Below are 25,504 nucleotides of genomic sequence, written 5' to 3' on the forward strand. Positions count from 1 at the left end.
GCGGTGCCTGTGTCAGTCGCCCTATGGCCTCAACCCTTGGTTTCAAGCAGGAGCGCATTGCCCTCTGCTGCCAGCGTCGCCAGGCGCTTCTTGCCGTCCTCGACCGCATCGCGGATTTCCGCCGAATTCTTGGTCGAGGCCACCCGCATTTCATTGATGATGGTGCGGCTCTTTTCCTGGAAATTGACCACGCTATCGACCAGCTTCTTGACCGCATCGGCGCGCACGGTCGGGCCATAACCGGCCTTGATCGCCTCTTCCTGCACCTTGTCGCCAATCTCGGACAGGGTCTCGAGCGATTTGCTCATGCCCTCCTTCATGGCGTTGAGCGTTTCGGTCGATTCATGCAGGCCAAACATGCCGGTGAACGAGGCCGAAAGCGCCGTCAGCACCGTTTCATTGGTCGAAAAGAACGAGATCGACTGCTGATAGACGCGTTCCTTGGCATTGGTCGTCTGCATCAGACGCGCCATCACCACTTCGCTCGTATTGTAGGAAATGGTGAGGTTGTCCGAGAGATCCTTGGCGATCTGGTAGCGCTTTTCCTCATTCTGCATTTCGCGCAGCCGTTCGTCGCGCGCCATTTCCAGCCGCGCCCGGTCCGCCGGCACATCGCCGGCATAGCCGGCCAGTTCCTCGGCGGCCTTTTGCAGAATGTCCTTCTTTTCCTTCAACCGCGCTTCGGCGGTCTGCAGCACTTCGAGCGCCATCACCTCGGACTGTTTCAGCGCCCCGCGGAAATCGCGATAGGCCTCGAGAATGGTGTGTTCCCGGTCGATCTGGTCCTTGGTGTCGGACGTGACCTCGAGATAGGTGTCGCGGATCTTGTTAAAGCGCGTGGCAATATCGCCCCGGCTCACCTTCATCCACACATTGGAGGCGCGCTCGAACAGGTCGATCTTGTTGTCCGCGAGCTGGTCGACCATGCCCTTGGCATCGTCGCGGATTGAGTCGAAACCCTTGGTGATATCCTCATAGCGCTCGCCGATTTTCATGGCCGCGACCTGCTCGCGCACCACTTCATTAAAGGCGCTGGCTTGGCTCAGCGTCCGGCCGATCAGGATGACGCGGGTTTCGTCCAGTTCGGTGATCTGCTGCAACAGCCCGGTGATCGGAGCTTCAGCCTGGTTCTCGGGCCAGATGCCCAGGTCCCGGATCGCATTGACCGCCTTGTCCAGATATTGCAGCGGCTTTTCGGCCAATACCGAAACATTGGCGGCTGCGGTCTGCGTGGCTGTATTCACTTGGTCGGTCATCCCTGGCTCCTCGAATAGACTAGGGCGATCTGGCGAAGCTGCCGGTCCGCCCTAGATTGCGTCTACTGGCCCGGCTGACAATTGCAACTGCACGCCGCGGCAACTATTTAGTCCATATTGGTGCGAAAAAGCCGCACGTAAAGATTTGGAACCAGCACCATGGCCGTAAACGACGACAGTTTCGCTTCAGCACCACGCCGGGCGGGGCACGCCACCTGATGGATTTTGGCGGACGCTATCGCATCGCCGCCGGGCGCATGGCCGTCTGGGCCGCGCTCAACGATCCCGAAATGCTTAAAGCCGCCATTCCCGGCTGCAGCCATATCGGCTGGACGGGCCCCGAAACGCTCGATCTGGCGATCACCGTCAATCTGGGCGTGGTCAAACCCACCTTCAAAGGCGAGTTGGTGCTTTCCAATGTCGTGCCCGCCGCCAGCTATACCCTGGCCGGCAAGGGCAAGGGTGGCCTTCTGGGCCTGGCCGAGGGCGCAGCCGATATCGTGCTGACCGATGACGGCACCCAGACCCTTCTCGCCTTTGCGGCCAAAGGCGGCGCTTCGGGCCAGATCATGAAGCTGGGCAAAGCCGTCATCGGCAATTCCGCGCAAAAGATCATCGATGGTTTCTTCGAGCGCTTTGCCGCCGCCATGGGCGCCAAAATCGAGCCGCTCGGTCCGGCCTGACCGGGCATCGAAACCCTTTCTTAACCACGCCCGAAACGGCCCCAACAAGGCCATGATTTTGCCGCCGGGGATCGGCTACACAGGTCGCGGTTCAACGCAATTTGTTTCAAATCCCATCATGACCTCCGATACTCGCGACAGTCTTGCCCTTTATGTCATTGCCGCCGCCGCCGTGTTGGCGACCCTGTTCGCCGATATCGATCTGGGCGATCTCTTCGCAATGGTGCTGGCGCGCCTCTAGCCCCGGGGCGCCATAGGCCTGCCGGTCGGGCTCTCTCAACCATTTTTGACCAATTGGGAAAAATTTGCGCCTTCCCTCTTGCAGCAAAGGCCATTGCACGATTTTATCCGCTGTTAGCGCAGGCAGATTGACCTTCGGGCCTTGCCCGGTGCTGCTGCGAGACAGGGAGACATAAATCAATGAAAATTTCCAGCCTTACCAAGGCCTTTGCCGGTGGTGTTGCTCTGAGCGCCATTCTGGCCGGTGCGGCCTTTGCTGATGGCGCACTCGTCTATGACGGTGGCGGCAAATTCGACAAATCCTTCAACGAAGCGGCCTATAACGGCGCCGAGATGTTCAAGGCCGAAGGCGGCGCTTACCAGGATCTGGAAATCTCCGGCGACGCCATGCGCGAACAGGCCGTCCGCCAGTTCGCCGCGCGCGGCAACAACCCCATCGTGCTGCCGGGCTTCTCCTGGGAAACCGCTTTGCGCGCCGTTGCTCCGGAATTCCCCGATACCAAGTTCACCATCATCGACACCGTCGTCGACCTGCCCAATGTGCAGTCCGTGGTCTTCAAGGAGCACGAAGGCTCCTACCTCGTGGGCGTCCTGGCGGCCATGCAGTCCGAATCGGGCAAGATCGGCGTTGTGCCGGCCTTCAATTTCGACCTGCTCGAGGCCTTTGCCTGCGGCTATGCCCAGGGTGCCAAGTCGGTCAATCCGGACATTGAAGTTGTCGAAACCTATGTCGGCACCGGCTTTGAAGCCTTCAACGACCCGGTCAAGGCAACCGAAGTTGCCCGCTCCCAGCTCGATCAGGGCGTGGACGTGATCTTCCAGGTCGCCGGTGGTGCCGGCGCAGGCGTACTCCAGGCCGCTGCCGATGCCGGCAAATACGGCATTGGCGTGGATTCCAACCAGAACCATCTGCATCCCGGTTCCGTCCTGACCTCGATGCTCAAGCGCGTCGATGTGGCCACCTATAACGCCATGAAGGGCGTTGCCGATGGCACCTGGGAGCCGGGCGTGATCGTTCTGGGTCTGGCTGAAGACGGCGTTGGCGCCGCCTTTGACGAGAACAATGCCTCGCTCATCACCGATGAGATGATGGCCGCCTTCGAAGAGGCCAAGGCCGACATCATCTCGGGCGAGGTCGTCGTGCACGACTTCCGCACCGACAAGACCTGCGACGCCCTCTAAGGCGCATAACAAGGGGTTAGACTGCAATGACAGGTCTTAACCCGACAAACGAGCAGCGGTCCTCCGGGGCCGCTGCCTCTGCGCTCGCTATCGAGCTTGTCGGCATCAACAAGCATTTCGGCCCGGTTCACGCCAATCGCGACATTCATCTCGCCGTCAAACGCGGCACGGTGCATGGCATTGTCGGGGAGAACGGCGCCGGCAAATCGACATTGATGTCGATCCTCTATGGGTTTTATACCGCCGATAGCGGCACCATCATGGTTGATGGTGTGCCGCATGACATTGCCGACAGCCGCCACGCCTTGGCGCTCGGCATCGGCATGGTGCACCAGCATTTCATGCTGGTCGACAATTTCACCGTCCTTGAAAACGTGGTTCTGGGTGCCGAGGATTCGGCGCTGTTGACGCCGACGCTCAATCGGGCGCGCGATCACCTCAAGGAATTGGCCCGCGACTACGGGCTGGATATCGACGCCGATGCCATCGTCGGCAATCTCTCGGTCGGCCAGCAGCAGCGCGTCGAAATCTTGAAGGCGCTCTATCGCGGCGCCGAAATCCTCATTTTGGACGAGCCCACTGGCGTTTTGACGCCGGCCGAGGCCGATCACCTGTTCCGCATTCTGCGCAAGCTGCGGGACGAGGGCAAAACCATCATCCTGATCACCCATAAACTGCGCGAAATCATGGCCATCACCGACGAGGTCTCGGTCATGCGCCAGGGCGAAATGGTCAGGACCCTGAACACGGCCGATACCAGCCCCGAGGAACTGGCCGAGCTTATGGTCGGCCGCCGCGTGCTGCTGCGCGTCGAAAAGGGCGCCGCCAATCCCGGCGAGGTGCTGCTCGAGGTCGAAAACCTCGTGGTCACCGACGACTTTGGTGTGCCGCGGGTCAAGGGGGTCAATTTCCAGGTTCGCGCCGGCGAAATCGTGGGTATTGCCGGTGTGGCCGGCAATGGCCAGTCCGAACTGCTCGAATCCATCGCCGGCATGCGCGACCAGAAATCGGGCACCATCCGGGTCAATGGCAATCCGCTCTCGCTCGATGGCGACGATGGCGCTGCCCGCGCTCGTCTCGCCGGCCTCGCCCATGTGCCCGAGGATCGGCTGCGCATGGGGCTGGTCACCAATTTTGCCGCCTGGGAAAATGCCATTCTGGGCTATCAGGACAAATATGGCGAAGGTCCCGGCCTCGATATCGCCAAGGCTCGCGACACGGCCGAGCAATATATGAAGAAGTTCGACGTGCGCCCCGCCGCGCTCGACCTCAAGACCGCCAATTTCTCCGGTGGCAATCAGCAAAAGCTGGTCCTGGCCCGCGAAATGGAACGCGATCCCGATGTGCTCATCGTCGGTCAGCCGACGCGCGGCGTCGATATCGGCGCCATCGAGTTCATCCACAATCAGATCATCAAGATGCGCGATGCCGGCAAGGCCATCCTGCTCGTCTCGGTGGAACTCGACGAAATCCGCTCCCTCTCGGACCGCATTCTGGTGATCTTCGATGGTCAGATCGTCGGTGAAGCCGATCCGGCAACGGCCGACGAGACCGAACTGGGCCTGCGCATGACAGGCTCGCATAGCGACAATGTGGTCACAACGCCGGGCACCTTGTCCGAGCACGAGACCCCCGTGCAGCAAACGCTGGTTGAAATGAGCCCCAAAGACAATTCCGGCAGGGATACGAACTGATGACACCATTGCCACGCTGGGCCGATGTCGTCCTCCTGCCGCTTCTCAATGTTGTCCTGGCCTTTCTGGTCGGCGGATTGATCGTTCTCTCTGTCGGGCAAAACCCGCTCCAGGCCGTGGGCATCATGCTCTATGGCGCCTTTGGCTATGGCTCGGGCTTTGGCTATACGCTCTATTACACGACCGACTTCATCTTTGCCGGGCTGGCCGTTTCGCTCGCCTATCATGCGGGCCTCTTTAATATCGGTCCCGAAGGCCAGGCCTATGTAGGCGGCCTGGGCGTCATCCTCATTGGCCTGGCGCTCAATGGCATGCATTGGGCCCTGGTCTTTCCGCTCATGATCGTGTGCGGCGCGCTGTTCGGCGCGGCCTGGGCCTTCATTCCCGGCTATCTCCAGGCCAAGCGCGGCAGCCATGTGGTGATCACCACCATTCTCTTTAACTTCATCGCCGCCTCGATGATGGGCTACATCATCAGCCGCATTTTGAAGCCCGAAGGGGTCAATTCCGACGAAAGCGCGCCGCTTGAGGCCATAACGCGCGTGCCGCAATTGCGTGGCTTTATCGAGCTGTTCAAGAATTCGCCGGTCAATCTCACCTTCTTCCTGGCCATTGTCGCGCTGATCTTTGTCTATTGGCTGATCTGGCGCACCAAATTCGGCTATGCCATCCGCGCCCTGGGCCACAATCCCGTGGCCGCCAATTATGCCGGCATCTCCAACCAGAAGATGATCATGATCATCATGGCCCTGGCTGGCGCCTTCGCCGCCATGGTTGCGGTCAACAATGTCGGCGGCGTGCAGGGCCGTCTCATTCTCAACTTCGTCAATGGTGCCGGCTTTGTGGGTATTGCCGTGGCCTTCATGGGCAAGGGCCATCCCATCGGCGTGGGGCTTTCGGCGCTGCTTTTCGGCATGCTCTACCAGGGCGGGCAGGAACTGGCCTTCCAGATGCCCGGCATTACCCGCGAAATGATCGTCACCATCCAGGCCTTGGTCATCCTGTTCACAGGCGCCATGGGCGACATGTTGCGCGGTCCGGTATCTCGCCTCTTCGGACAACCTGACGCCGCGACGGGGGGCAAGTGATGGAAAACTATCTGGTCGATATCACCCTCATTCTCGATTCCACCACGCGCCTGGCCGTGCCGCTGATCCTGGCTTGTCTGGCCGGGCTCTATTCCGAGCGCGCCGGCATTGTTGATATTGGTCTTGAGGGCAAATTGCTGGCAGCTGCCTTTGCGGCTGCCGCAATGTCCGCGGTAACGGGGTCCGCTTGGCTCGGCCTGCTCGCCGGCATCGGGGCGGCGCTCATGTTCTCCGGCATTCACGGTCTGGCCTCGATCAATTTCAAAGGCAACCAGACCATTTCCGGTGTGGCGCTCAACTTCCTTGCCGCCGGTCTCACCACCTTTCTCGGCCAATCCTGGTTCCACCGCGGCGGCTATACGCCACAGCTTTCTGGCGATCAGCGCTTCAACCCCATCACCTTGCCGTTCGCCGATCAATTGCGCGACGTGCCGGTGCTGGGCCAGATTTATGGCGAGCTGATATCGGGCCACAATATCATCACCTATTTCGCCTTCCTCTCCGTGCCTGTGACCGCCTGGGTGCTCTTCCGCACCCGCTTCGGTTTGAGGCTGCGTGCCGTGGGCGAAAATCCAAAGGCAATTGATACGGCCGGCATTTCGGTGGCGCGCCTGCGCTATCAGGCATTGATCATCACCGCCGTCCTGGTCGGCATTGGCGGCGCCTATCTCTCGATCGCCCAGTCCGCCGGCTTCAACAACAACATGTCGGCCGGTCGTGGCTATATCGCTTTGGCGGCGCTGATTTTCGCCAAATGGCGGCCGGGGCCGGCTCTATTGGTCTGCCTGATGTTTGGCTTCCTCGATGCGGTGCAGTTCCGCATCCAGGGCCAAGTCTTCCCCATTATTGGCGAAGTGCCGGTCCAGGCCATTCAGGCTTTGCCCTATATCCTGACCGTGGTGCTGCTTGCCGGCTTTATCGGCCGCGCGGTGGCGCCCAAGGCGGCGGGCGTGCCCTATACCAAGGAGCGCTAACGCGTTCCTTGCATGAGACGATTGGCTCTTTCGCCCCCTCGCCCCTCAGGGGAGAGGGTCGGGGTGAGGGGTGAAGGTCTGACGATGGAAACACGATACCGAACCCCTCATCCGGCGCTGGTGCGCCACCTTCTCCCCTCAGGGGAGAAGGGAAGGGTGTCCCGGGCCGAAATGAGTTGAACTGAAGCCATGAATACAACCGACACCGACAAACTGCTCTTCGCTGCCGCCGAGGCCGTGCGCGCCAAGGCCTATGCGCCCTATTCGAAATTCCAGGTTGGGGCCGCTATCCTGGCCGACGATGGCAATATCTACGCCGGCTGCAATGTGGAAAATGCCGCCTATCCGGTGGGCAATTGCGCCGAGCCGAGCGCCATTGCCGCCATGCTGGCGGGCGGCGGCAAACGCATCAAGCGCATCTATGTCACCGGCCCCGGTACCATGCCCGTCACCCCCTGCGGCGGCTGCCGCCAGCGCATCCGCGAATTTGCCGACCTCGATGTCGAGGTCATCTCGCACGGCGTCGATGGCGAGCCGCTGGTGCAGACGCTTGGACAATTGCTGCCACACAGTTTCGGTCCGGAGTTTTTGGACAAATGACCAAAGCCGCAAAGACCATCCGCAAGATTGCCGGCAAGGAACCGATAAGCGCCGCCATCGTGCTCGGCTCCGGCCTTTCCGGCATTGGCGATCTGCTCGAAGACAAGATCACCATTCCCTATGCAGAATTGAAGGGCTTTCCCGGCGGCGGCGTATCCGGCCATGGTCGCGACCTGCTGATCGGCCAGATGGGCGGCAGGCGCGTTGCTGTGCTCACCGGCCGCCAGCATTATTACGAACACGGCAATGCCGCCGCCATGCGCCCGGCGCTCGAGGCCATGGCAGAACTGGGCGCTGAGACCCTGCTCCTGACCAATTCGGCCGGTTCGGTGGACCCGCGCTTCGCACCCGGCGACCTCATGCTGATTGCCGATCACATCAACTATGCCGGCATGAACCCGCTGATCGGCGAGCCAACTGACCGCCGCTTTGTGAACATGGTCAATTGCTACGATCTCGATCTGCGCGCCAAGGCCACCGAACTGGCCCAGCGCTTCGGCTATGCTTTGGGGGAGGGGGTCTATCTGTGGTATTCTGGCCCCAGTTTCGAGACCGTGGCCGAAATCCAGATGGCCATCCGCCTCGGCGCCAATGCCGTTGGCATGTCCACGGCGCCTGAAGTCATCCTCGGCCGTTTTCTGGGGATGAGGGTCGGGGCCTGCTCGTCCATCACCAATATGGGCGCCGGCCTGTCGAGTGAAAATATCAGCCATGAGCACACCAAGATCATGGCCGTTCAGGGGGCTGAAAAACTCAAGAAACTGATCCCCGCATTGGTGGAGGAACTATGAGTCTCAAGGTCGTCGACGCTACCCATTCAGAAGCCGTTCATCAACGCAATCCAGGCTACCCCCTCGACCTCGATTGGGTCGAACGCGTGCGCATGAACCGCTCGGCCCTCGAGCGCCGCGCCGGCACCATCGGCGCGCGCCGCACGGTCAAAAAGGACTACCAATTAGCGTGGCTTCTCAAGGCCATAACCATGATTGACCTGACCACGCTCAACGCCGACGACACCCCCGGCCGCGTCGAGCGCCTCTGCGCCAAGGCCCGCAATCCCATCCGCCGCGACATCCTCGACCAGCTCGGAATGGCCAACCGCCGCATCCTCCCCGGCGCCGTCTGCGTCTATCACACCTTCGTCAGCACGGCTGTTAAGTCCTTGGAAGGTAGTGGTATTCCGGTGGCTGCCGTCTCCACAGCCTTCCCTCATGGCCTGGCGCCAGTCGAAACCAAGATCGCCGAAATCGAGGCTTCGGTGAAGGATGGCGCCAAGGAAATCGACATCGTCATCGAGCGCGGCATGGTCCTGCGCGGCGACTGGCAGGCGCTTTACGACCAGGTCAAAGCGTTCCGCAAGGCCTGTGGCGACGCTCACATCAAGACCATCCTGGGCACGGGCGAACTGGCTACGCAAACCAATATCGCCAAGGCCTCGCTGGTCTGCATGCTGGCCGGCGCCGACTTCATCAAGACCTCGACCGGCAAGGAAAAGGTCAATGCCAACCTCGTCACCTCGCTGACCATGATCCGCATGATCCGCTGGTTCGCCGAGGAAACCGGCATTGAGATCGGCTACAAGCCCGCTGGTGGCATCGCCACGGCCGGCGATGCGCTCAAATACATGGCGCTGATGAAAGAAGAGCTGGGCACCCACTGGCTGCAGCCGCACCTGTTCCGCTTCGGCGCATCGTCGCTGCTGACCGACATCGAACGGCAGCTCGAGCATGGGCTGACGGGTCATTACGCCGCCGATTATCGCCAGCCAATGGTGTGATGTCGGACGACCCCCACCCCGGCCCTCCCCTCAAGGGGGAGGGGGCGATGGTTTCGCTACTTCGTGGTCGTGTTGGGTCAATTGACTGGGAGGGTCACCCGCCCCCTTGAGGGGAGGGGACAGGGGAGGGGGTCGCAAGGTCCCTTCGCAGATTTACCGGCACTCTGAAGGAGGCCACACATGAACAAGATCGCGCAAATCTTCGATAGTCTCGAATATGGCCCGGCGCCCGAAGCGCCCGACCAGGCCATTGCCTGGCTCGACAGCAAGTCCCGCAAATTCGGCCATTTCATCGACGGCAAATGGACCAAGCCGGGCAAGACCTTCACCGCCGACAATCCGGCGACCGGCGCTTCGCTGGCCGAAATCACCGATGGCACCGCGGCTGATGTGGACGCGGCAGTGAAAGCGGCCCGCGCCGCGTTCAAGGGCTGGAGCGCGCTCTCGGGCTACGAGCGCGGCAAATATCTCTATGCCATCGCGCGGATGATCCAGAAGCATTCCCGGCTCTTCGCCGTGCTCGAAAGCATGGATAATGGCAAGCCGATCCGCGAAACCCGCGATGCCGATATCCCGCTGGTCGCTCGCCATTTCTACCACCATGCCGGCTGGGCCACCCACATTGTCCGTGAATTTCCCGACCATGTGCCCTATGGCGTTTGCGGCCAGATCATTCCGTGGAATTTCCCGCTTCTGATGCTGGCCTGGAAGATCGCGCCGGCCCTGGCCGCCGGCAATACGGTGGTGCTGAAACCCGCCGAATTCACTTCGCTCACTGCCCTGCTCTTCGCCGAAATCTGCGAACGCGTTGGCCTGCCCAAGGGCGTGGTCAATATCGTGACTGGCGAGGGTGACACGGGCGCCGCCATCGTCAACCATCCCGATATCGACAAGATCGCCTTCACCGGCTCGACCGAAGTGGGCAAGATCATCCGCGCCGCCACGGCTGGCTCGGGCAAGGGCCTCTCGCTCGAACTGGGCGGCAAGTCTCCCTATATCGTTTTTGAAGATGCCGATCTCGACAGTGCCGTCGAGGGCCTGGTCGACGCCATCTGGTTCAACCAGGGTCAGGTCTGCTGCGCCGGCTCGCGCCTGCTCGTGCAGGAGAGTATCGAGGAGCGCTTCATCGCCAAGGTCAAGGCGCGCATGGAAAAGCTGCGCGTCGGCGACCCGCTCGACAAATCCGTTGATATCGGCGCTTTGGTCGCCCCGGTGCAGGTCGAACGCATCCGCGACCTGATGAAAAAGGGCGTCGCCGAAGGCGCCGTGGTCTATGAGCCTGACGGGCAGCTCCCCGCCGCGGGCTGCTACCTCAAGCCCGCGCTCGTCACCAATGTCTCGCCCGCCAATACGCTGGTCAGTGAAGAAATCTTCGGGCCGGTGTTGGTCGCCATGAGCTTCCGCACCCCCGAGGAGGCAGTGGCGCTGGCCAACAACACCAAATATGGCCTTGCCGCCACGCTCTGGAGCGAGAACATCAATCTGGCCCTGGATATCGCGCCCCAGCTCAAGGCTGGCGTTATCTGGATCAACGGCACCAACAATTTCGACGCCGCCGTTGGCTTTGGTGGTTACAAGGAAAGTGGCTTTGGCCGCGAAGGTGGCCGGGAGGGCATGGCTGTCTATCTCAAGCCGAGCTGGGAGAAGACGCTTAAGGCCGCTCCTGCCACCGCGCCCGCCAACCCCGCTACCGCCAATCCGCTCGACACCGGCCATGTCGACCAGACCGCCAAGATGTATATCGGCGGCAAGCAGGCCCGACCCGATAGCGGTTACAATCGTCCCGTCCTTGGCCCTAGGGGCGAGCTGGTCGGCGAAGTGGGCGAAGGTAATCGCAAGGACATCCGCAATGCCGTCGAAGCTGCGCGCAAGGCGCTGAGCTGGGGCACGACCCCCGCCCATACCCGCGCGCAAATCCTCTATTTCCTGGCCGAAAACCTCGATTATCGCCGCGATGAATTTGCCGCCCGAATCAAGGCGCAGACCGGCGAAGATGGCGCCGAAGAAGTCGCGCTATCGGTCGAACGGCTCTTCTCCTTCGCCGGCTGGGCCGACAAATATGACGGCGCCGTGCACAATCCGCCCCAGCGCATGATTGCTACCGCTCTGGTCGAGCCGCTCGGTGTCCTGGGTATCGTCGCCCCGCCGAGCCGCCCATTGCTGGGCTCGGTCGCCTTGCTTGCCCCGGCCATTGCCATGGGCAACACCATTGTGCTGGTACCGTCCGAGCGCTCGCCGCTCTCCATGACCGACTTCTACCAGGTGCTCGAAACCTCCGACATGCCCTCGGGCGTCGTCAATATCGTCACCGGAGAGAGTGTCACGCTCGCCAAAACCCTGGCCGAGCATGATGGTGTCGACGGCATGTGGTTCGCGGGTAATGCCGAAGCCTCCGCCATGGTCGAGAAGGCCTCGGTGGGGAACCTCAAGCAGACCTGGACCAGCCGCGGTCTCTATTACGACCTCGCCGATCCGCGCTTTGCCGGGGATTATTTCCTTTCCAAGGCAACCCAGATCAAGAACGTCTGGATCCCCTACGGGGCGTAACGAAAGGCCCCCTCACCCGCCGCTACGCGGCGACCTCTCCCCCAAAGGGAGAGGTGTGGCACAGAGCCCTCTTCACCTCTCCCTTTGGGGGAGAGGTCGGCCCAACGGGCCGGGTGAGGGGGCCTTCCTTAAGGCACGCAAATGGTCTTCCTTCCCCAAGAAGTCATCCTCAAGAAGCGCAATGGCGAGATCCTCGCCAAGGACGACATCGCCCAGTTCATCGCCGGCTTTGCCGATGGCACGGTCTCGCATGCCCAGGCGGCCGCCTTTGCCATGGCGGTCTATTTCCAGGACATGACCATGGACGAGCGCGTGGCGCTGACGCTGGCCATGCGCGATAGCGGCACCGTGCTCGACTGGTCCGACCTCGATGGACCCGTGGCCGACAAGCACTCGACCGGCGGCGTCGGCGACAATGTTTCCCTGATGCTGGCGCCGATACTGGCGGCCATCGGCATTTACGTGCCCATGATTTCCGGCCGCGGCCTCGGCCATACCGGCGGTACGCTCGACAAGTTCGACGCCATCCCTGGCTACCAGACCCAGCCGGACAATGCTCTCTTCCGCAAGGTGGTCAAGGAAGCCGGCTGCGCCATCATCGGCCAGACCGCCGACCTCGCCCCTGCCGACAAGACGCTCTACGCCATTCGAGACGTCACTGGCACGGTCGAATCCATTGCGCTGATCACCGCTTCGATCCTCTCGAAAAAGCTTGCTGCGGGCCTCGATGCGCTGATCCTCGACGTCAAGACCGGCTCCGGCGCCTTCATGCCGACACTGGAACAGTCCCGCGACCTGGCGCAAAGTCTCGTCACGGTGGCCAATGGCGCAGGCCTGAAAACCGGGGCACTGATCACCGATATGAACGAGCCTCTGGCCTCAGCGGCGGGGAATGGGCTCGAAGTGCGCAACGCTGTCGATTTCCTCACCGGCACCCATCAGGACGCGCGCCTGCGCGAGGTGACGCTGGCCCTCTGCGCCGAAATCGCCCTGATGACGGGCAAGGCCCCAACCCTTGAACTGGCCCGCCAGCAAGTGGACCATGCCCTCGATTCCGGCCGCGCCACCGAACATTTCGCCAGAATGGTCACGGCCCTTGGCGGCCCTGCCGACTTCATCGACAACATGGACACGCATCTCGCCCCGGCCCCCATCATCCGCGATATCTTTGCCGAAGGGCAGGGGACAATCTCATCCATCGATACCCGCGGCGTCGGCATGGCCGTGGTGGCGCTGGGCGGGGGCCGCGCCACGCCGACGGACAGCATCGATTATCGCGTGGGCTTTGATCATCTCGCCCCATTGGGCGCGATCGCTGATGGTCAGACACCCATTGCTCGTATTCACGCAGGCGACGAAGCCAGCGCCGCCGACGCCGAAGCGCGGCTCCAGCGCGCCTATGAAGTTGGCGAAGCAGCCATTGAGAACCCAATTGTCGCCGGCCGGATCAATCCGCCGGCCTAGAATCCATCGCCTCCCTTCCCTCAAGGGGGAGAGGAATTCAAGGAGTAAAACCATGCCCCGCGCCATTGTGTGCCTCCTCGACAGCGTTGGTATCGGCGGCGCCCCCGATGCTGCCGCCTATGGCGATGAAGGCTCGAACACGGTCGGTCACATTGCTCAATGGGCCGCTGCCGGCAAGGCGGATCGGGACGGCCTCCGCGCCGGGCCGCTTCACGTGCCGAACATGGATGCCATGGGCCTTGGCGCCGCCATCAAGCTGTCCACCGGCACCCTGCCGCCCAATCTCTCGGACACGCCCAAGGGCGGCCGTTTTGGCGTCGGGCGTGAGGTCTCCAAGGGCAAGGACACCCCTTCGGGCCATTGGGAAATCGCCGGCGTGCCGGTGCCGTTCGAGTGGGGCTATTTCCCGCAAACCGAACCGACTTTTCCGCCTGAACTCATTGCCGAGTTCTTGAAGCGAACCGGTCTGCCCGGCATTCTCGGAGACAAGCACGCCTCGGGCACGACCATCATCGCCGAATTGGGCGAAGAGCATATCCGCACCGGCATGCCGATCTGCTACACCTCGATCGACAGCGTGTTTCAGATCGCTGCCCACGAAACCCATTTCGGCCTCGATCGCCTCTACGAAATCTGCAAAATCGCCTTTGAACTGACCGAGCCGCTCAAGATAGGTCGCGTCATCGCCCGACCCTTCATCGGCGAAACTGCCGAAACCTTCAAGCGCACCGGCAATCGTCGCGACTTCGCCATTGCCCCGCCCGAGCCAACCCTGCTCGATCGCAATGCGGCCGTGGGCAATCAGGTTTTTGCCATCGGCAAGATTTCCGACATCTATGCCGGCTCAGGCGTGACCCACAAATTGAAGGGCACCGGCATCCCACAGCTCTTCGACCGCACGCTCGAAGCCATGGAAATGGCCGGGGATCGCGCTTTCATCATGACCAATTTTGTCGATTTCGACAGCGAATATGGCCATCGCCGCGATGTGTCGGGCTATGCGGCGGCGCTCGAACTGTTCGACGCCCGCCTGCCCGAACTGATTGCAAAGCTCCGGCATGACGATCTGCTGATCCTCACAGCCGATCACGGCAATGATCCCACCTGGCCCGGTACCGATCACACGCGCGAACAGGTGCCGATCCTGGTGTTTTCCCCAGCGCTGCTGCCAGCAGAGATTGGCATTCGCTCCACCTTCGCTGATATAGGGGAAAGCATAGCCGCCTGGCTCGGTCTTGCCCCCGGCCCCCACGGCAAGAGTTTTCTCTGACCCAACAGACAAGAGGTGTTTCGATGAGCAGAACCGAAGGCAATGTGACGGTCATCGATCACCCCATGATCCAGCACAAGCTGACCATCATGCGCAACAAGGAGACCTCCATTGCCGGTTTCCGCCGCCTGTTGCGCGAGATTGCTCATCTCATGTGCTATGAGGTCACCCGCGATCTCGAACTGGAACTGATCGATATCGAGACGCCCATGGCGCCGATGAAGTCGCCCGCCATCAAGGGCAAGAAGCTGGTTTTTGCCTCCATCCTGCGCGCCGGCAATGGCCTGCTCGACGGCATGCTCGATCTGGTGCCCGCCGCCCGCGTGGCTCATATCGGCATGTATCGCGATCACGAAACCCTTGAGCCGGTCGAATATTACTTCAAGGCCCCCTCAAGCCTTGAGGACCGCCTGATCATCGTGGTCGATCCCATGCTGGCCACGGCCAATTCGGCCACCGCCGCCATTGAAAAGCTCAAGGAGCGCGGCGCCAATAATATCCGCTTCCTCTGCCTCCTGGCGGCCCCCGAAGGCATCAAGCATTTCACCGAGGCCCATCCCGACGTGCCGGTCTATACCGCCGCCATCGACGACCATCTCAATGAAAAGGGCTATATCGTCCCCGGTCTCGGCGATGCCGGCGACCGCATGTACGGCACGCGCTAGGCGTTCACGCGCCGGGTGGGGTGCCCAGTTCCTCACCCCTCGGAGAGGGCGGATTGGCCGCAGGCCGAGACGGGTGAGGGGGCCTGTCCAGGCGCAGATGGGGGCCCCTACTTCGCCTTGAGCGGCAGCCCCAGCGCGATCAGGTCGGTCCGCAAATGCACCGGGTCCTTGAAGTGGATGCCCTTCATGCCGAACTTGCGCGCGGCCACGATATTGGGTTCGCTGTCGTCAATGAACACGCAGCTCTCCGGCGCCAGCGCATAGCGCTCGCAGAACACGCGATAGAGCCGCGGGTCGGGCTTGACCAGCCCTTCAAGGCCTGACACCACCACCCCGTCGAACTTTTCCAGAAACGGCCATTCGCCCAGGCAGCTCATCCATTTCTCCCAGGAGAAATTGGTAATGGCAAAGGTGGGAATGTCCTGCTCGATCAACTCATTGTGGATGTCGATCGTGCCCTGGATGAACCCGCCAACGGTCTCGTTCCAGCGCTTGTCGAAGGCCTGGATTTCCCGCCAATATTTCGGGAACCGCGTCACCAGCTTGGCCACACCCTCGGCATAGATTTCGCCCGCATCGAATTCCAGGTTCCAATCGCTGGTGCAGATCTGGTCATGGAACCATTGCGCATCCTCCTCGCTGTCGAACAGCGTGCGGAACAGATACATCGGGTTCCAGTCGACGAAGACGCCGCCCAGGTCGAATACAGGAATGATGTGGTCGTTCATGCGCTGGTCCGCTTGTTTGTAGGGAAATGGTCGATCAGCGGCTTGTGGCATGCGCCGCCGGGGTCCGGCAAGCCAGCTTAGCTGATCCCGATCGGCTCCCCGAAGCGCGATAGGAAATAGCTGGCCCGGTAAAGATTGACCGGCACATCGAAAATGACCCCAACCAGCGGCTTGGCCGTGTAGCTCGCCTCCGCGGCAATCACCATTTGGCCCTTGGCGATATTGGTCATGGCCTCAGGCAGGGGATATGTACCGCCCACCGTATAGGGCGTGAGGCTGGTATAGTTCCCGTCTTCGAGTTTCCGGGTCCAAACGACTGTGGCGGTCTTGCCGTCGCTGCTGACCTGAATTGCCGTCACGACCTGCGCGACCTCGTCAGCCGAATAGGGGATCATAATGCCGCTTGCTGCCTGGAAATAATCCTGTAGCTCGCTCGATGTGATCGTGCCATTGGCGCGGGCGACGAGATCGCCGACAGCGCCGGCTACCGACTGCACCTTGCGGTCCATTGTGATCAGCGTACTGGCTTCGAGCGTCCCCAGATAGACGAACAGCATAATGGGCAGGACCAGCGCAAATTCCACCGCCGCCACGCCCTGTTCGGCGCGGATGAGACGTCTCACCCGGTCCAGGATGTCCTTGCGAAAGCTCATGAGAATGGCTCGTTCTTAAACACGGTGATCGACCCCATGAGCCGGCTGCCATCGCCCAGATTGGACATGCCCAATGGACCGAGTTGCAGCAGGACTGGATAGCGGTAGTAAATCTGCACCAGCACCACGGATTTGCTGTCACCGGGTGACCAGGATTCCGCGACAGTCCAGTCGCAGGGAGCTTCGCAGGTGGAATCCACCGGCGGAACCACGGTCGCCGATTGAAAATCGGTTATCGTATTGACCCGGATATGCAGGCCCGAGCAATCGGGGAACAGGCCATAGAGGCGGCCGCAGACATCGGCACGGAACTGCTCGATCGAGGTGCCGACGGCCTGGGCCTGCCCGGTTCGAATAGCGCGCGAGGCGTCATGCAAAGCGCTTTCCAGAACCTGGGACGACAGGAAGATTATGGATGTCTGGAGGATTGCGCCGATAATGGCGAAAAAGACCGGAGCGAGCAGGGCGAACTCGACCACCGTTACGCCGCGCTCATGGCGCGCCAACAAACGGCCCTTTCGCTTAATTTCTCGCCAGGGCTTGCCCAACACGCCTGTGGCTCCCGCAGATCTGCATCCGCAGGTACACTAGGCAGATACCCTCACCCAATGGTTAGGAAGTTGCGCGCGGCAATCTCGATTACGCGCCAGGGTTAACCGATCCCTAATGCCGGACCGGCCGGTGCCATGGGTTCAGTTGGCGGCCGACTGCACCAATTGCGACGAGGCAAGGGTCTGCCCCGAAAAGCCCGCATCGTCACCCATCATCACCACGGGCTGGCATACCGGGGCGCATGCCAGGGTCGTGCGGCTCTGGCCCTGATAGACCGTCATGATCCCGGCCGTCATCTGCACTACCTCGACCAGCGTGTCGGCAACGGGCTCGCCGCGGCTATCCAGAACGATAAGGTTGGTCTGTCCGTAGCTTTTGCCGGTCAGGATCAGCGTCTGCGGATCCTGAATGGTTACGTCGGCAATACCGGGATTGCCCACGATAACCGTTGCGGCGGGAGCGCTGATCCGCAGCACCCGGGCCATATTGACATTCACATTGATCGGCGCGCCGTCCTGAGCCAGGGCAGGCCTGGGCACCGCGAGCGTTGCAGCCAGCAACAGGGCAGTGAGGGCAGAACGGAACATGGGACAAATCCGGGTACTGATACGCTGTCCCTTCAGCATCCACCCGAATGGTAAATACTTGGCAAACATCGTCGTAGAGGTCGATTGTCCATCGGTTTTCAGGAGCCGGAGAATAGAACCCATTCGCGCAGTGATCGGCTGACCCAAGCGGCCGCGTTAAGGTGCGGTCATTACGAAGAAATGGAGGGGGCGGTCTTTAGTTAGACTTGTATCTATTTATATAAATCAGCGCTTACCAGAAAAATACCGATCCTCGGCAGTCGAGCGGACGCCACAGCAATTAACGCTATTTCAACCTGTGGTGGCTAGCGTCAGCTCATGTTCGACGTGTGACGTGGTCCGACGCTGCGGTCACTTAAGGACGTGTCAAAAGGAGCCTGGGAATGAAAATTTTCGCACGTTTCGCGCAGGATGAGTCGGGCGCGACTGCAATCGAGTACGGCCTGATCGCCGCGCTCATCTCCGTTGGTATTATTCTGGCGGCAACGACGCTGGGTGGCAACCTCGGAACCCTGTTCAACAATATCGCCAACACGCTGAACGTGACCGTTCCGAATAGCGGTGGCGGCACCACCACCACCACGCCGTAATAGCGCGGCACAGTTCGACGAAAAGGGGAAGGCGCAAGCCTTCCCCTTTTCTGTTTTTTAAGACCGCCAACGCATAATCGAAACCCAACTTCGCCTGGTCGGGGATTGGTCACATGCTCTATATCGCTCTTTTATTCTTTCCGCTGGCCATGGCCTTTGCGGCCTCTTCCGATCTCTTGACCATGCGCATCTCCAACAAGCTCGTCCTGCTTCTGGCCGCCGGCTTTGTGGCTATGGCACTCATCGTCGAATTGCCGCTGCAGCAATTTGCCATGCATGTGCTTTGTGCCTTTATCGTTCTGGTCGTGGCCTTCGCCATGTTCGCCCTGCGCTGGATCGGCGGCGGCGACGCCAAACTGGCCGCGGCCACCACGCTCTGGCTCGGTTTCGGCCTCACCTTGCCCTATCTGTTCTATACCGGCTTGTTTGGTGGAGCGCTGACCTTGCTCATTCTGGCGCTGCGCCGTGTGCCGCTCACCCCGTTCATGGCGCGGTTCGCATGGCTCAATCGCCTGCGCGATCCCAAACAGGGCGTTCCCTATGGCATTGCCATGGCGCTTGCCGGTCTTATGACCTATTCCCACACCGTTATCTTCGAGCGCCTCACCGCCTGATCAGCAAGTTGCCATCCGGTTTCGAGCGAGCGCCTGCGAAATAAACGCGGGCGCTTTTTTTGTATTCGTGGCGCATTTGCAAAACGCGAGCTTTCATAACTCGTTAACGCCTTTTGCAAAGCCCTGATTAACTAAACTTTGACCCTTTGCTTCCATAGTTCAGCCGGTGGAAATGGGCATTTTGCCCGCGTATTACCGGAGTGGGTCATGAGACCGGCGCGTATTGTCCTGATATTGGTGGCCCTGGTGGCCGGATCGCTGGCGGCCTTCCTGGTAACGCGCGGCAATCGGACCCCTGCTCCCACCGCCGAGGTCAGGACCGAAGTTGTGCAGGAAGCCAAGACCCGGATTCTGGTCGCCAGAACGCCGATCGGCGTGGGCGAGCGGCTCGGCATCGACCGCGTGGAGTGGCAGGATTGGCCCGAAGGGGCCCTGCGCCCCGAATATGTCACTGTTTCGGCCATGCCCGATGCGCCCACGCAATTGACGGGCGCAGTGGCCCGCTTTGAATTTTTCCCCGGCGAGCCCATCCGCGAGGCCAAGCTGGTCCGTACCAAACAGGGCTATCTTTCGGCCGTCCTGGCCCCGGGCAAGCGCGGCGTGTCGGTCACCGTGTCCGCAGCCTCCAGCGCCGGCGGCTTCGTCGTGCCCAATGACCATGTCGATGTGCTGCTCACCACCTCGAGCGCAATGGGGCAGCGCTCCGAGGTTATCCTCTCCAATGTGCGCGTGCTTGCCCTGGGCAAGCGCCTGGGTGAAATGGGCGCGAGCGGCGGCGACGAAACCGGTTCCGCACCCAGCCCGACACCGACCACATTCGATGCCACCACCATCGCCACGCTCGAGCTTGATCCGGCCCAGGCCGAAACGCTGGTCAACGCCTCCACCCGGGGTCAGCTCAGCCTCACCTTGCGTTCGGTGCTCGATTTCAACCGCGCCGATGCGGGCACGGCCCGAGCCAATCAGGCCGTGCGGCTGATCCGCTATGGCAAGGAGCAAAGCGTCATGGCCGGCAGCACCATGTCTGCCGATGCGACCGATACAACCAATATGCCGGAAATTTCCCCGGCTCTGGTGGCGCCAGAAGCGCCCCAGGTCCTGCCGCAATAGGGGCGAGGTTATGATAAATATGCCAACCGGATCGAGAGTGCGCGGCCTTGCCAGAACGGCAAGCGTCATCGGCCTTGCGGCGCTAATGGGCACGACCACATTCATGCCCCCGGCGCTGGCGCAATCGGGCCCGGCCCAATTGGCCATTGCCGCCTCCGCCTATGGTGCCACACGTTCGCTCGATGTCGAATTGAACAAGTCGGTGATTGTCGATCTGCCCGCCGGAGTAGCCGAAGTCATCGTCTCGCAGCCCAATGTGGCCGCCGCCATCATGCGTTCCCGCACCCGGGCCATCATTCAGGGTGTCACCGGCGGCAATACCAATGTTTTTTTCCTCGATGACAATGGCCGCACCATCCAGGTGCTGGATCTGCGGGTCATCGAGCAGCCGTCGCAGGTCGGCAATGCCCTGGAGGATGCGCTGGCCAGAATTATTCCCGGCTCTCGCATCAATGTTGAATCGGTCACCCTGGGCGGCGCGACCAATCGTGTGGTTCTCACCGGCTCTGTGCCCTCCGCCGAAGACCGGGACCGCGCCCAGGCTGTGGCTGTGCAATTTGCCGGTGGCCCCGAAAATGTCGCCAATATCATCGACGTGGCCGGCGCCCAGCAGGTCATGCTGCAGGTCACCGTGTCCGAGGTGCGCCGCGATATTGCCAAGCAACTCGGCATCAACCTCTCCGGTTCGGCAACCCTTGGCAATGTCAGCCTCGGTTTCAACAGCACACAGACAGACCTGACCAATGGCCTGTCTGCCGGTTATGCCGGTGCCGACCTGCAGATCAATGCAGCCATCCGCGCGCTTGAGGATCGGGGCGCCGTCCATGTCCTGGCGCAACCGGTGCTGACCGCCATTTCCGGTCAGACCGCCGATTTCCTGGCCGGTGGCGAATTGCCCTATACCGAAATCGTGGACAATGTCCGCCAGACCACCTGGAAACCCTATGGTGTCGAGCTCGAATTCACGCCGGTCATCAAGTCCAATGGCCTGATCGGCCTCTCCGTCAACACCGCCGTGTCCGAGCCGCAGGCCGATGGCTCGATCTCCAAGCGCCAGGCCGTTACCTCGGTCGAACTGGGTGCGGGGCAGACCCTGGCCATTGGTGGCCTGCTCGATCGGCGGACGACATCCACCATCAGCCAGATTCCGGGCCTGGGCAATATTCCCATCCTGGGCGCCCTGTTCCGGTCGCGCGACTATCAGAACCTGGAAACCGAAATGGTCATTCTGGTCACGCCCTATCTGGTCAGCCCCAGTCCAGCCAATGCCATCACCCTGCCGACCGACACCTCGCTTCCTGCCACTGATGCCGAGGGCATTTTTCTCGGCGCCATCGAACGGCAGTACGGTGTCGGCCAGACCGGCAGTTTCCGGGGCGGGTTTTCCGGCTCGGTCGGTTTCGTTCTGGATTGATCGCGGATCAGGAGAGCGTTTGTCATGAGTTTCCTTACCCCTGAGCAGCCCGCAATGGCCGAAGAAGCGGCCGCCGAAATCGCCTCGGGCGCCCGCCTTGTGCCGCGCATCACCATCCAGGCCTTCTGCGAGCATTCCCAGACCGCCCAATTGGTCGAAAGCGCCATGCATGACCGGCGCATGTCCAAGGTGGCCCTGACCACGCATAATGGCGGCATCGATGGCGCGGTCGAGACCTATAAGTCCAATCCCACGCCCAATCTGATCATTGTCGAAACCACTCTGTCTCCGGCAGAGATACCCGAGGCGCTGGAAAAGCTGGCCGAGGTCTGCGACGCCTCGACCCGGGTCATCGTCCTTGGTCACGTCAACGACGTGCTGCTCTATCGCGAGCTGATCCGCTCGGGCATTTCCGAATATGTCGTATTGCCGACCACCTCGGCCGAAATCGTCACCTCGATTACCGAGCTTTATGCGGCCGAAGGCGCTGCCCCTATCGGGCGGACAATCGGTTTCATCTCGGCCAAGGGCGGTGCGGGCAGTTCCACCATTGCCCACAATGTGTCCTGGGCCATTGCCACCAGCCTCCGGCAGGATTGCCTGATCGTCGACATGGACCTGGCCTTCGGCACGGCCGGGCTCAATTTCAACCAGGACCCGCCGCACGGCCTGGCCGACGCGGTTCTGGCCAATCAGAAGGTCGACCAGACTATGCTCGACCGCCTGATGAGCAAGGCGGCCAATCACATCAACCTGCTCACGGCGCCCGCCACCCTCGATCACACCTGGGATTTCGAGGAACGCGACTTCGAACAGGTCATCGAGATCTGCCAGAAAAGCGTGCCGGTCATCGTGCTCGACATTCCCCATGGCTGGACCAGCTGGACCCGCCAGACCCTGGCCTCGATCGACGATGTCGTCATTGTTGCCGAGCCCGACCTGGCCAATCTGCGCAATGCCAAAAATCTGGCAGATGCCATCAAGTCCATGCGCCCCACCGATGGCGCCCCCAGCCTGGTCCTGAACAAGCTGGGCGTTCCGCGCCGGCCCGAGATCGCCGCGGGTGAATTCGCGGCCTCGGTGGAATGCGAGTTGATCGGTCAGATCGGCTTTGACGCCCAGCTTTTCGGCACTGCGGCCAATAATGGGCAGATGATTGCCGAGGTCGCCGCCAACAACAAGGTCAACGACACATATCGCGCCATTGGCATGCAGGTCACTGGCCGGCAGGTCAGCCACGGCGTTGCGAAATCGGGAAGCCTGTTAAAGCTCCCGTCTCTATTCAAGAAACGGGCCTGATCGAAGGCGGGGCAGGGACCAGGAACGGTAGGTAATTGATGTTTGGGAAGCGCACGACTTTCGGAGGCAATACGCCGGGACTGAGCGAGCCGCCACGGCCGGTCGCCAGTCCGCCGCCTGCCGCCACGCCCACCCCGCCGCAGCGCCGCTCCAATGACGGCGACGGCATGGGCGCGCGCATGCGCACCACCGACGAAGTGCTCGATGTCCGCGCCCCCGCCGACGCCCAGCGCGCCAAGGAATATTTCCAGACCAAATCGGCCATCTTCAACGCGCTGATCGACTCGATCGATCTGAGCCAGCTCGCCACTATGGAGAGTCAGGCTGCGCGAGAGGAAATCCGCGACATCGTCGCCGAAATCATCGCGCTCAAGTCCATCGTCATGTCCATTTCCGAGCAGGAAGATCTGCTTGAGGACATCTGTAACGACGTGCTCGGCTATGGCCCGCTCGAACCCTTGCTGGCCCGCGACGACATTGCCGATATCATGGTGAACGGGTCGCAGAAGTGCTACATCGAAGTGGGTGGTAAGGTACGCCTCACCAATGTGCGCTTCCGTGACGACGCGCACCTGATGAATGTGTGTCAGCGCATCGTTTCCCAGGTCGGCCGCCGGGTCGATGAAGGCTCGCCCATCTGCGACGCCCGCCTGCCCGACGGCTCCCGTGTCAACGTCATCGCCCCGCCCCTGGCCATCGATGGCGCTGCGCTCACCATCCGTAAGTTCAAGAAGGACAAGCTGACCCTCCAGCAGCTGGTCAAATACAATTCTATTTCGCCCGAAGGGGCCGAGGTGCTGCGCATTTTGGGTCGCGTGCGCGCCAATGTGCTGATCTCGGGCGGTACCGGTTCGGGCAAGACGACGCTGCTCAACTGCCTGACTGCCTTCATCGAAAAGGACGAGCGCGTCATCACCTGTGAAGACTCGGCCGAACTCCAGCTCCAGCAGCCTCACGTGGTGCGCCTGGAAACCCGCCCGCCCAATCTGGAGGGTGAAGGCGAGATCACCATGCGCGATCTCATCAAGAACTGCCTGCGTATGCGTCCCGAACGCATCATCGTGGGCGAAGTGCGTGGCCCCGAAGCCTTCGACCTCCTGCAGGCCATGAATACTGGCCATGACGGCTCCATGGGCACCTTGCACGCCAACTCCCCGCGCGAGGCGCTGAGCCGTCTTGAATCCATGATCACCATGGGCGGCTATGCCCTGCCCAGCCGCACCATCCGCGAAATGATCGTCTCTTCCATTGACGTCATCGTGCAGGCGGCGCGCCTGCGCGACGGCTCGCGCCGCATCACCCATATTTCCGAAGTGCTGGGCATGGAAGGCGATGTCATCGTCACCCAGGACGTCTTTCTCTATGACATCATGGGTGAAGACGCCAATGGCATGCTGGTCGGCCGGCATCGGTCCACGGGCATTACCAAGCCCCAATTCACCGAGCGCGCCCGCTACTTCAACGAAGAAGCCAACCTGGTCGAGGCGCTCGAAAAGGCCAATACCGAACAGCACGAGATATTGGGCCGCTGATCATGACCACGCTCCTGCTCGTCGCGCTTTTCGTTGTCACCATCGGCGCCGCCGGCTTTGCTCTGGTGCCCTCGGCGCTGGGAAATAAGCGCGCCCAGCAGCGCATGAAGGCGTTCCGGGGCGATATCCGGGCCAATCGCCGCGAGGCCGATGCCAATCGCACCAGGGAAGACCGGCGCAAAAGCGTACAAAAGGCGCTCAAGTCGCAGGCCGACGAGCTCAACGCCAAAAAGCGCCTGAGCCTGTCCGACATGATTTTTCAGGCCGGCATGACCATCAAGCCGGCCACGTTCATTCGCAATAGCGTCATTTTCGGCGTGGGCCTGTTCGTCGTCCTGATCCTGGCGCAGGTGCCCTTCTATTTTGCCGGCATCTTCGCGCTTGCCGGCGGTTACCTGCTGCCTCGCATGTTCGTTTCGTACCGTCGCAAGCGGTACCAGGACCGGTTTCTCGATGAATTGCCCAATGCCATCGAAGCAATCGTGCGCGGCGTCAAGACGGGTCTGCCGCTCAACGATTCCATGCGCGTGGTGGCCAAGGATACCAAGGAGCCGGTGCGGTCCGAATTCGCGCGCGTGCTCGATCAGCAGAGCTTCGGCATGTCCATGACCGAGGCCGTGCAGGTGCTGCTCGATCGCGTGCCGCTGCCCGAGGTCAATTTCTTCGTGGTGGTGATCTCGGTTCAGCAGCAGGCCGGCGGCAATCTGTCCGAGGCCTTGGGCAACCTGGCCCGCGTGCTGCGCAACCGCAAGAAGATGAAGCAGAAGGTCAAGGCCATGTCCTCCGAGGCCAAGGCTTCGGCGAGCATTATCGGCTCGCTGCCCATCGTTGTGTCCATTCTGGTGTCGCTGGTCTCACCGAGCTATCTGGCGCCGCTGTTCTCCACGCCGGTGGGCAATATTTGTCTCGGGGTTGGCGTGGTCATGATGGCCACGGGCGTTTTCGTCATGAACCGCATGGTTCAGTTCGAAGTCTAGGAGGCTGG

The 25,504-nt window shown here is 61.4% G+C and carries 24 protein-coding genes and 1 pseudogene; 20 read left to right on the forward strand and 5 right to left on the reverse strand.

Going from position 1 to position 25,504, the window contains the following annotated elements; all coding sequences use genetic code 11:
• Positions 1–29 precede the first annotated feature (29 nt).
• Positions 30–1,256, reverse strand: a complete 1,227-nt coding sequence (locus V8Z65_RS02250) for a cell surface protein (protein ID WP_338722246.1) — start codon at positions 1,254–1,256, stop codon at positions 30–32.
• 218 nt (positions 1,257–1,474) lie between these two features.
• Here V8Z65_RS02250 and V8Z65_RS02255 point away from each other — a divergent pair, with 218 nt between their 5' ends.
• The 13 genes and pseudogenes from V8Z65_RS02255 to upp all read left to right on the forward strand — a co-directional run bounded on the left by V8Z65_RS02255 (position 1,475) and on the right by upp (position 15,440).
• Positions 1,475–1,939, forward strand: coding sequence for an SRPBCC domain-containing protein (locus V8Z65_RS02255; protein ID WP_338722247.1), 465 nt, complete (start codon positions 1,475–1,477; stop codon positions 1,937–1,939).
• A 118-nt stretch (positions 1,940–2,057) separates the two neighbouring features.
• The gene (locus tag V8Z65_RS02260) at positions 2,058–2,180 is read left to right on the forward strand and encodes a hypothetical protein (protein WP_338722249.1); all 123 of its coding nucleotides are present in this window, start codon (positions 2,058–2,060) and stop codon (positions 2,178–2,180) included.
• Positions 2,181–2,359: 179 nt separating this feature from the next.
• Positions 2,360–3,361, forward strand: coding sequence for a BMP family ABC transporter substrate-binding protein (locus V8Z65_RS02265; protein ID WP_338722250.1), 1,002 nt, complete (start codon positions 2,360–2,362; stop codon positions 3,359–3,361).
• A gap of 26 nt (positions 3,362–3,387) precedes the next feature.
• Positions 3,388–4,938: pseudogene (locus V8Z65_RS02270) on the forward strand (ABC transporter ATP-binding protein); the annotation flags it as partial.
• A gap of 116 nt (positions 4,939–5,054) precedes the next feature.
• The gene (locus V8Z65_RS02275; RefSeq protein WP_338722251.1) at positions 5,055–6,143 is read left to right on the forward strand and encodes an ABC transporter permease; all 1,089 of its coding nucleotides are present in this window, start codon (positions 5,055–5,057) and stop codon (positions 6,141–6,143) included.
• Entirely contained in the window at positions 6,143–7,117 is a 975-nt protein-coding gene (locus V8Z65_RS02280; RefSeq protein ID WP_338722252.1) for an ABC transporter permease, read from the forward strand. Before V8Z65_RS02275 ends, V8Z65_RS02280 begins: the two co-directional genes overlap by 1 nt.
• Positions 7,118–7,306: 189 nt before the next feature.
• Positions 7,307–7,717 carry a cytidine deaminase gene (locus tag V8Z65_RS02285; RefSeq protein WP_338722253.1) on the forward strand — a complete coding sequence of 137 codons (411 nt, stop codon included), beginning with the start codon at positions 7,307–7,309 and terminating at the stop codon, positions 7,715–7,717.
• Positions 7,714–8,508 carry a purine-nucleoside phosphorylase gene (locus tag V8Z65_RS02290; protein WP_338722254.1) on the forward strand — a complete coding sequence of 265 codons (795 nt, stop codon included), beginning with the start codon at positions 7,714–7,716 and terminating at the stop codon, positions 8,506–8,508. Before V8Z65_RS02285 ends, V8Z65_RS02290 begins: the two co-directional genes overlap by 4 nt.
• Positions 8,505–9,494, forward strand: a complete 990-nt coding sequence (gene deoC / locus V8Z65_RS02295) for a deoxyribose-phosphate aldolase (RefSeq protein WP_338722256.1) — start codon at positions 8,505–8,507, stop codon at positions 9,492–9,494. The genes V8Z65_RS02290 and deoC overlap by 4 nt, the downstream gene beginning before the upstream one ends.
• A 180-nt stretch (positions 9,495–9,674) precedes the next feature.
• Positions 9,675–12,041: an aldehyde dehydrogenase family protein gene (locus V8Z65_RS02300; RefSeq protein WP_338722258.1), complete on the forward strand. Its 2,367-nt coding sequence runs from the start codon at positions 9,675–9,677 to the stop codon at positions 12,039–12,041.
• Between the two features lie 141 nt (positions 12,042–12,182).
• A complete protein-coding gene (deoA, locus tag V8Z65_RS02305; protein ID WP_338722260.1) occupies positions 12,183–13,505 on the forward strand; it encodes a thymidine phosphorylase in 1,323 nt (440 codons plus the stop codon).
• A gap of 52 nt (positions 13,506–13,557) precedes the next feature.
• Positions 13,558–14,775, forward strand: coding sequence for a phosphopentomutase (locus V8Z65_RS02310; RefSeq protein ID WP_338722261.1), 1,218 nt, complete (start codon positions 13,558–13,560; stop codon positions 14,773–14,775).
• 23 nt (positions 14,776–14,798) lie between these two features.
• The gene (gene upp, locus V8Z65_RS02315) at positions 14,799–15,440 is read left to right on the forward strand and encodes a uracil phosphoribosyltransferase (protein ID WP_338722263.1); all 642 of its coding nucleotides are present in this window, start codon (positions 14,799–14,801) and stop codon (positions 15,438–15,440) included.
• 107 nt (positions 15,441–15,547) lie between these two features.
• Here upp and V8Z65_RS02320 read toward each other — a convergent pair whose 3' ends face one another.
• From V8Z65_RS02320 to V8Z65_RS02335, 4 genes are all read right to left on the reverse strand, one after another.
• Positions 15,548–16,168, reverse strand: coding sequence for an HAD family phosphatase (locus V8Z65_RS02320; protein WP_338722265.1), 621 nt, complete (start codon positions 16,166–16,168; stop codon positions 15,548–15,550).
• A 77-nt stretch (positions 16,169–16,245) separates the two neighbouring features.
• Positions 16,246–16,821: a TadE/TadG family type IV pilus assembly protein gene (locus V8Z65_RS02325; RefSeq protein ID WP_338722266.1), complete on the reverse strand. Its 576-nt coding sequence runs from the start codon at positions 16,819–16,821 to the stop codon at positions 16,246–16,248.
• Positions 16,818–17,327 (reverse strand): TadE/TadG family type IV pilus assembly protein, encoded by a 510-nt coding sequence (locus V8Z65_RS02330; RefSeq protein ID WP_338722268.1) that lies wholly within the window; start codon positions 17,325–17,327, stop codon positions 16,818–16,820. The genes V8Z65_RS02325 and V8Z65_RS02330 overlap by 4 nt, the downstream gene beginning before the upstream one ends.
• Before the next feature lie 186 nt (positions 17,328–17,513).
• A complete protein-coding gene (locus V8Z65_RS02335) occupies positions 17,514–17,960 on the reverse strand; it encodes a pilus assembly protein N-terminal domain-containing protein (protein ID WP_338722269.1) in 447 nt (148 codons plus the stop codon).
• A gap of 383 nt (positions 17,961–18,343) precedes the next feature.
• Here V8Z65_RS02335 and V8Z65_RS02340 point away from each other — a divergent pair, with 383 nt between their 5' ends.
• The 7 genes from V8Z65_RS02340 to V8Z65_RS02370 all read left to right on the forward strand — a co-directional run bounded on the left by V8Z65_RS02340 (position 18,344) and on the right by V8Z65_RS02370 (position 25,496).
• Positions 18,344–18,550, forward strand: coding sequence for a Flp family type IVb pilin (locus V8Z65_RS02340; RefSeq protein ID WP_338722270.1), 207 nt, complete (start codon positions 18,344–18,346; stop codon positions 18,548–18,550).
• A gap of 113 nt (positions 18,551–18,663) precedes the next feature.
• Positions 18,664–19,164 (forward strand): prepilin peptidase, encoded by a 501-nt coding sequence (locus tag V8Z65_RS02345; protein ID WP_338722271.1) that lies wholly within the window; start codon positions 18,664–18,666, stop codon positions 19,162–19,164.
• Positions 19,165–19,371: 207 nt separating this feature from the next.
• A complete protein-coding gene (cpaB, locus tag V8Z65_RS02350; protein WP_338722272.1) occupies positions 19,372–20,274 on the forward strand; it encodes a Flp pilus assembly protein CpaB in 903 nt (300 codons plus the stop codon).
• 10 nt (positions 20,275–20,284) lie between these two features.
• On the forward strand, positions 20,285–21,688 hold the full coding sequence (locus tag V8Z65_RS02355) for a type II and III secretion system protein family protein (protein ID WP_338722273.1): 1,404 nt from the start codon (positions 20,285–20,287) through the stop codon (positions 21,686–21,688).
• A gap of 24 nt (positions 21,689–21,712) precedes the next feature.
• Entirely contained in the window at positions 21,713–22,987 is a 1,275-nt protein-coding gene (locus V8Z65_RS02360) for an AAA family ATPase (protein WP_338722274.1), read from the forward strand.
• 38 nt (positions 22,988–23,025) lie between these two features.
• On the forward strand, positions 23,026–24,519 hold the full coding sequence (locus V8Z65_RS02365; protein WP_338722275.1) for a CpaF family protein: 1,494 nt from the start codon (positions 23,026–23,028) through the stop codon (positions 24,517–24,519).
• 2 nt (positions 24,520–24,521) lie between these two features.
• Positions 24,522–25,496: a type II secretion system F family protein gene (locus tag V8Z65_RS02370; protein ID WP_338722276.1), complete on the forward strand. Its 975-nt coding sequence runs from the start codon at positions 24,522–24,524 to the stop codon at positions 25,494–25,496.
• The last annotated feature ends 8 nt before the right edge of the window (positions 25,497–25,504 follow it).

The organism is Devosia sp. XK-2, from assembly GCF_037113415.1.
GTDB lineage: Bacteria > Pseudomonadota > Alphaproteobacteria > Rhizobiales > Devosiaceae > Devosia.

What these genes read in the sequence shown, in the direction of transcription:
- V8Z65_RS02280 (WP_338722252.1), top strand. Translation starts at nt 6,143, where the DNA reads ATGGAAAACTATCTGGTCGATATCACCCTCATTCTCGATTCCACCACG.
- V8Z65_RS02310 (WP_338722261.1), top strand. Translation starts at nt 13,558, where the DNA reads ATGCCCCGCGCCATTGTGTGCCTCCTCGACAGCGTTGGTATCGGCGGC.
- deoC (WP_338722256.1), top strand. Translation starts at nt 8,505, where the DNA reads ATGAGTCTCAAGGTCGTCGACGCTACCCATTCAGAAGCCGTTCATCAA.
- V8Z65_RS02370 (WP_338722276.1), top strand. Translation starts at nt 24,522, where the DNA reads ATGACCACGCTCCTGCTCGTCGCGCTTTTCGTTGTCACCATCGGCGCC.
- V8Z65_RS02325 (WP_338722266.1), bottom strand. Translation starts at nt 16,821, where the DNA reads ATGAGCTTTCGCAAGGACATCCTGGACCGGGTGAGACGTCTCATCCGC.
- V8Z65_RS02365 (WP_338722275.1), top strand. Translation starts at nt 23,026, where the DNA reads ATGTTTGGGAAGCGCACGACTTTCGGAGGCAATACGCCGGGACTGAGC.
- V8Z65_RS02340 (WP_338722270.1), top strand. Translation starts at nt 18,344, where the DNA reads ATGAAAATTTTCGCACGTTTCGCGCAGGATGAGTCGGGCGCGACTGCA.
- V8Z65_RS02265 (WP_338722250.1), top strand. Translation starts at nt 2,360, where the DNA reads ATGAAAATTTCCAGCCTTACCAAGGCCTTTGCCGGTGGTGTTGCTCTG.
- cpaB (WP_338722272.1), top strand. Translation starts at nt 19,372, where the DNA reads ATGAGACCGGCGCGTATTGTCCTGATATTGGTGGCCCTGGTGGCCGGA.
- V8Z65_RS02290 (WP_338722254.1), top strand. Translation starts at nt 7,714, where the DNA reads ATGACCAAAGCCGCAAAGACCATCCGCAAGATTGCCGGCAAGGAACCG.
- V8Z65_RS02255 (WP_338722247.1), top strand. Translation starts at nt 1,475, where the DNA reads ATGGATTTTGGCGGACGCTATCGCATCGCCGCCGGGCGCATGGCCGTC.
- V8Z65_RS02275 (WP_338722251.1), top strand. Translation starts at nt 5,055, where the DNA reads ATGACACCATTGCCACGCTGGGCCGATGTCGTCCTCCTGCCGCTTCTC.
- V8Z65_RS02285 (WP_338722253.1), top strand. Translation starts at nt 7,307, where the DNA reads ATGAATACAACCGACACCGACAAACTGCTCTTCGCTGCCGCCGAGGCC.
- V8Z65_RS02300 (WP_338722258.1), top strand. Translation starts at nt 9,675, where the DNA reads ATGAACAAGATCGCGCAAATCTTCGATAGTCTCGAATATGGCCCGGCG.
- V8Z65_RS02320 (WP_338722265.1), bottom strand. Translation starts at nt 16,168, where the DNA reads ATGAACGACCACATCATTCCTGTATTCGACCTGGGCGGCGTCTTCGTC.
- V8Z65_RS02355 (WP_338722273.1), top strand. Translation starts at nt 20,285, where the DNA reads ATGATAAATATGCCAACCGGATCGAGAGTGCGCGGCCTTGCCAGAACG.
- upp (WP_338722263.1), top strand. Translation starts at nt 14,799, where the DNA reads ATGAGCAGAACCGAAGGCAATGTGACGGTCATCGATCACCCCATGATC.
- V8Z65_RS02345 (WP_338722271.1), top strand. Translation starts at nt 18,664, where the DNA reads ATGCTCTATATCGCTCTTTTATTCTTTCCGCTGGCCATGGCCTTTGCG.
- V8Z65_RS02250 (WP_338722246.1), bottom strand. Translation starts at nt 1,256, where the DNA reads ATGACCGACCAAGTGAATACAGCCACGCAGACCGCAGCCGCCAATGTT.
- deoA (WP_338722260.1), top strand. Translation starts at nt 12,183, where the DNA reads ATGGTCTTCCTTCCCCAAGAAGTCATCCTCAAGAAGCGCAATGGCGAG.
- V8Z65_RS02260 (WP_338722249.1), top strand. Translation starts at nt 2,058, where the DNA reads ATGACCTCCGATACTCGCGACAGTCTTGCCCTTTATGTCATTGCCGCC.
- V8Z65_RS02360 (WP_338722274.1), top strand. Translation starts at nt 21,713, where the DNA reads ATGAGTTTCCTTACCCCTGAGCAGCCCGCAATGGCCGAAGAAGCGGCC.
- V8Z65_RS02335 (WP_338722269.1), bottom strand. Translation starts at nt 17,960, where the DNA reads ATGTTCCGTTCTGCCCTCACTGCCCTGTTGCTGGCTGCAACGCTCGCG.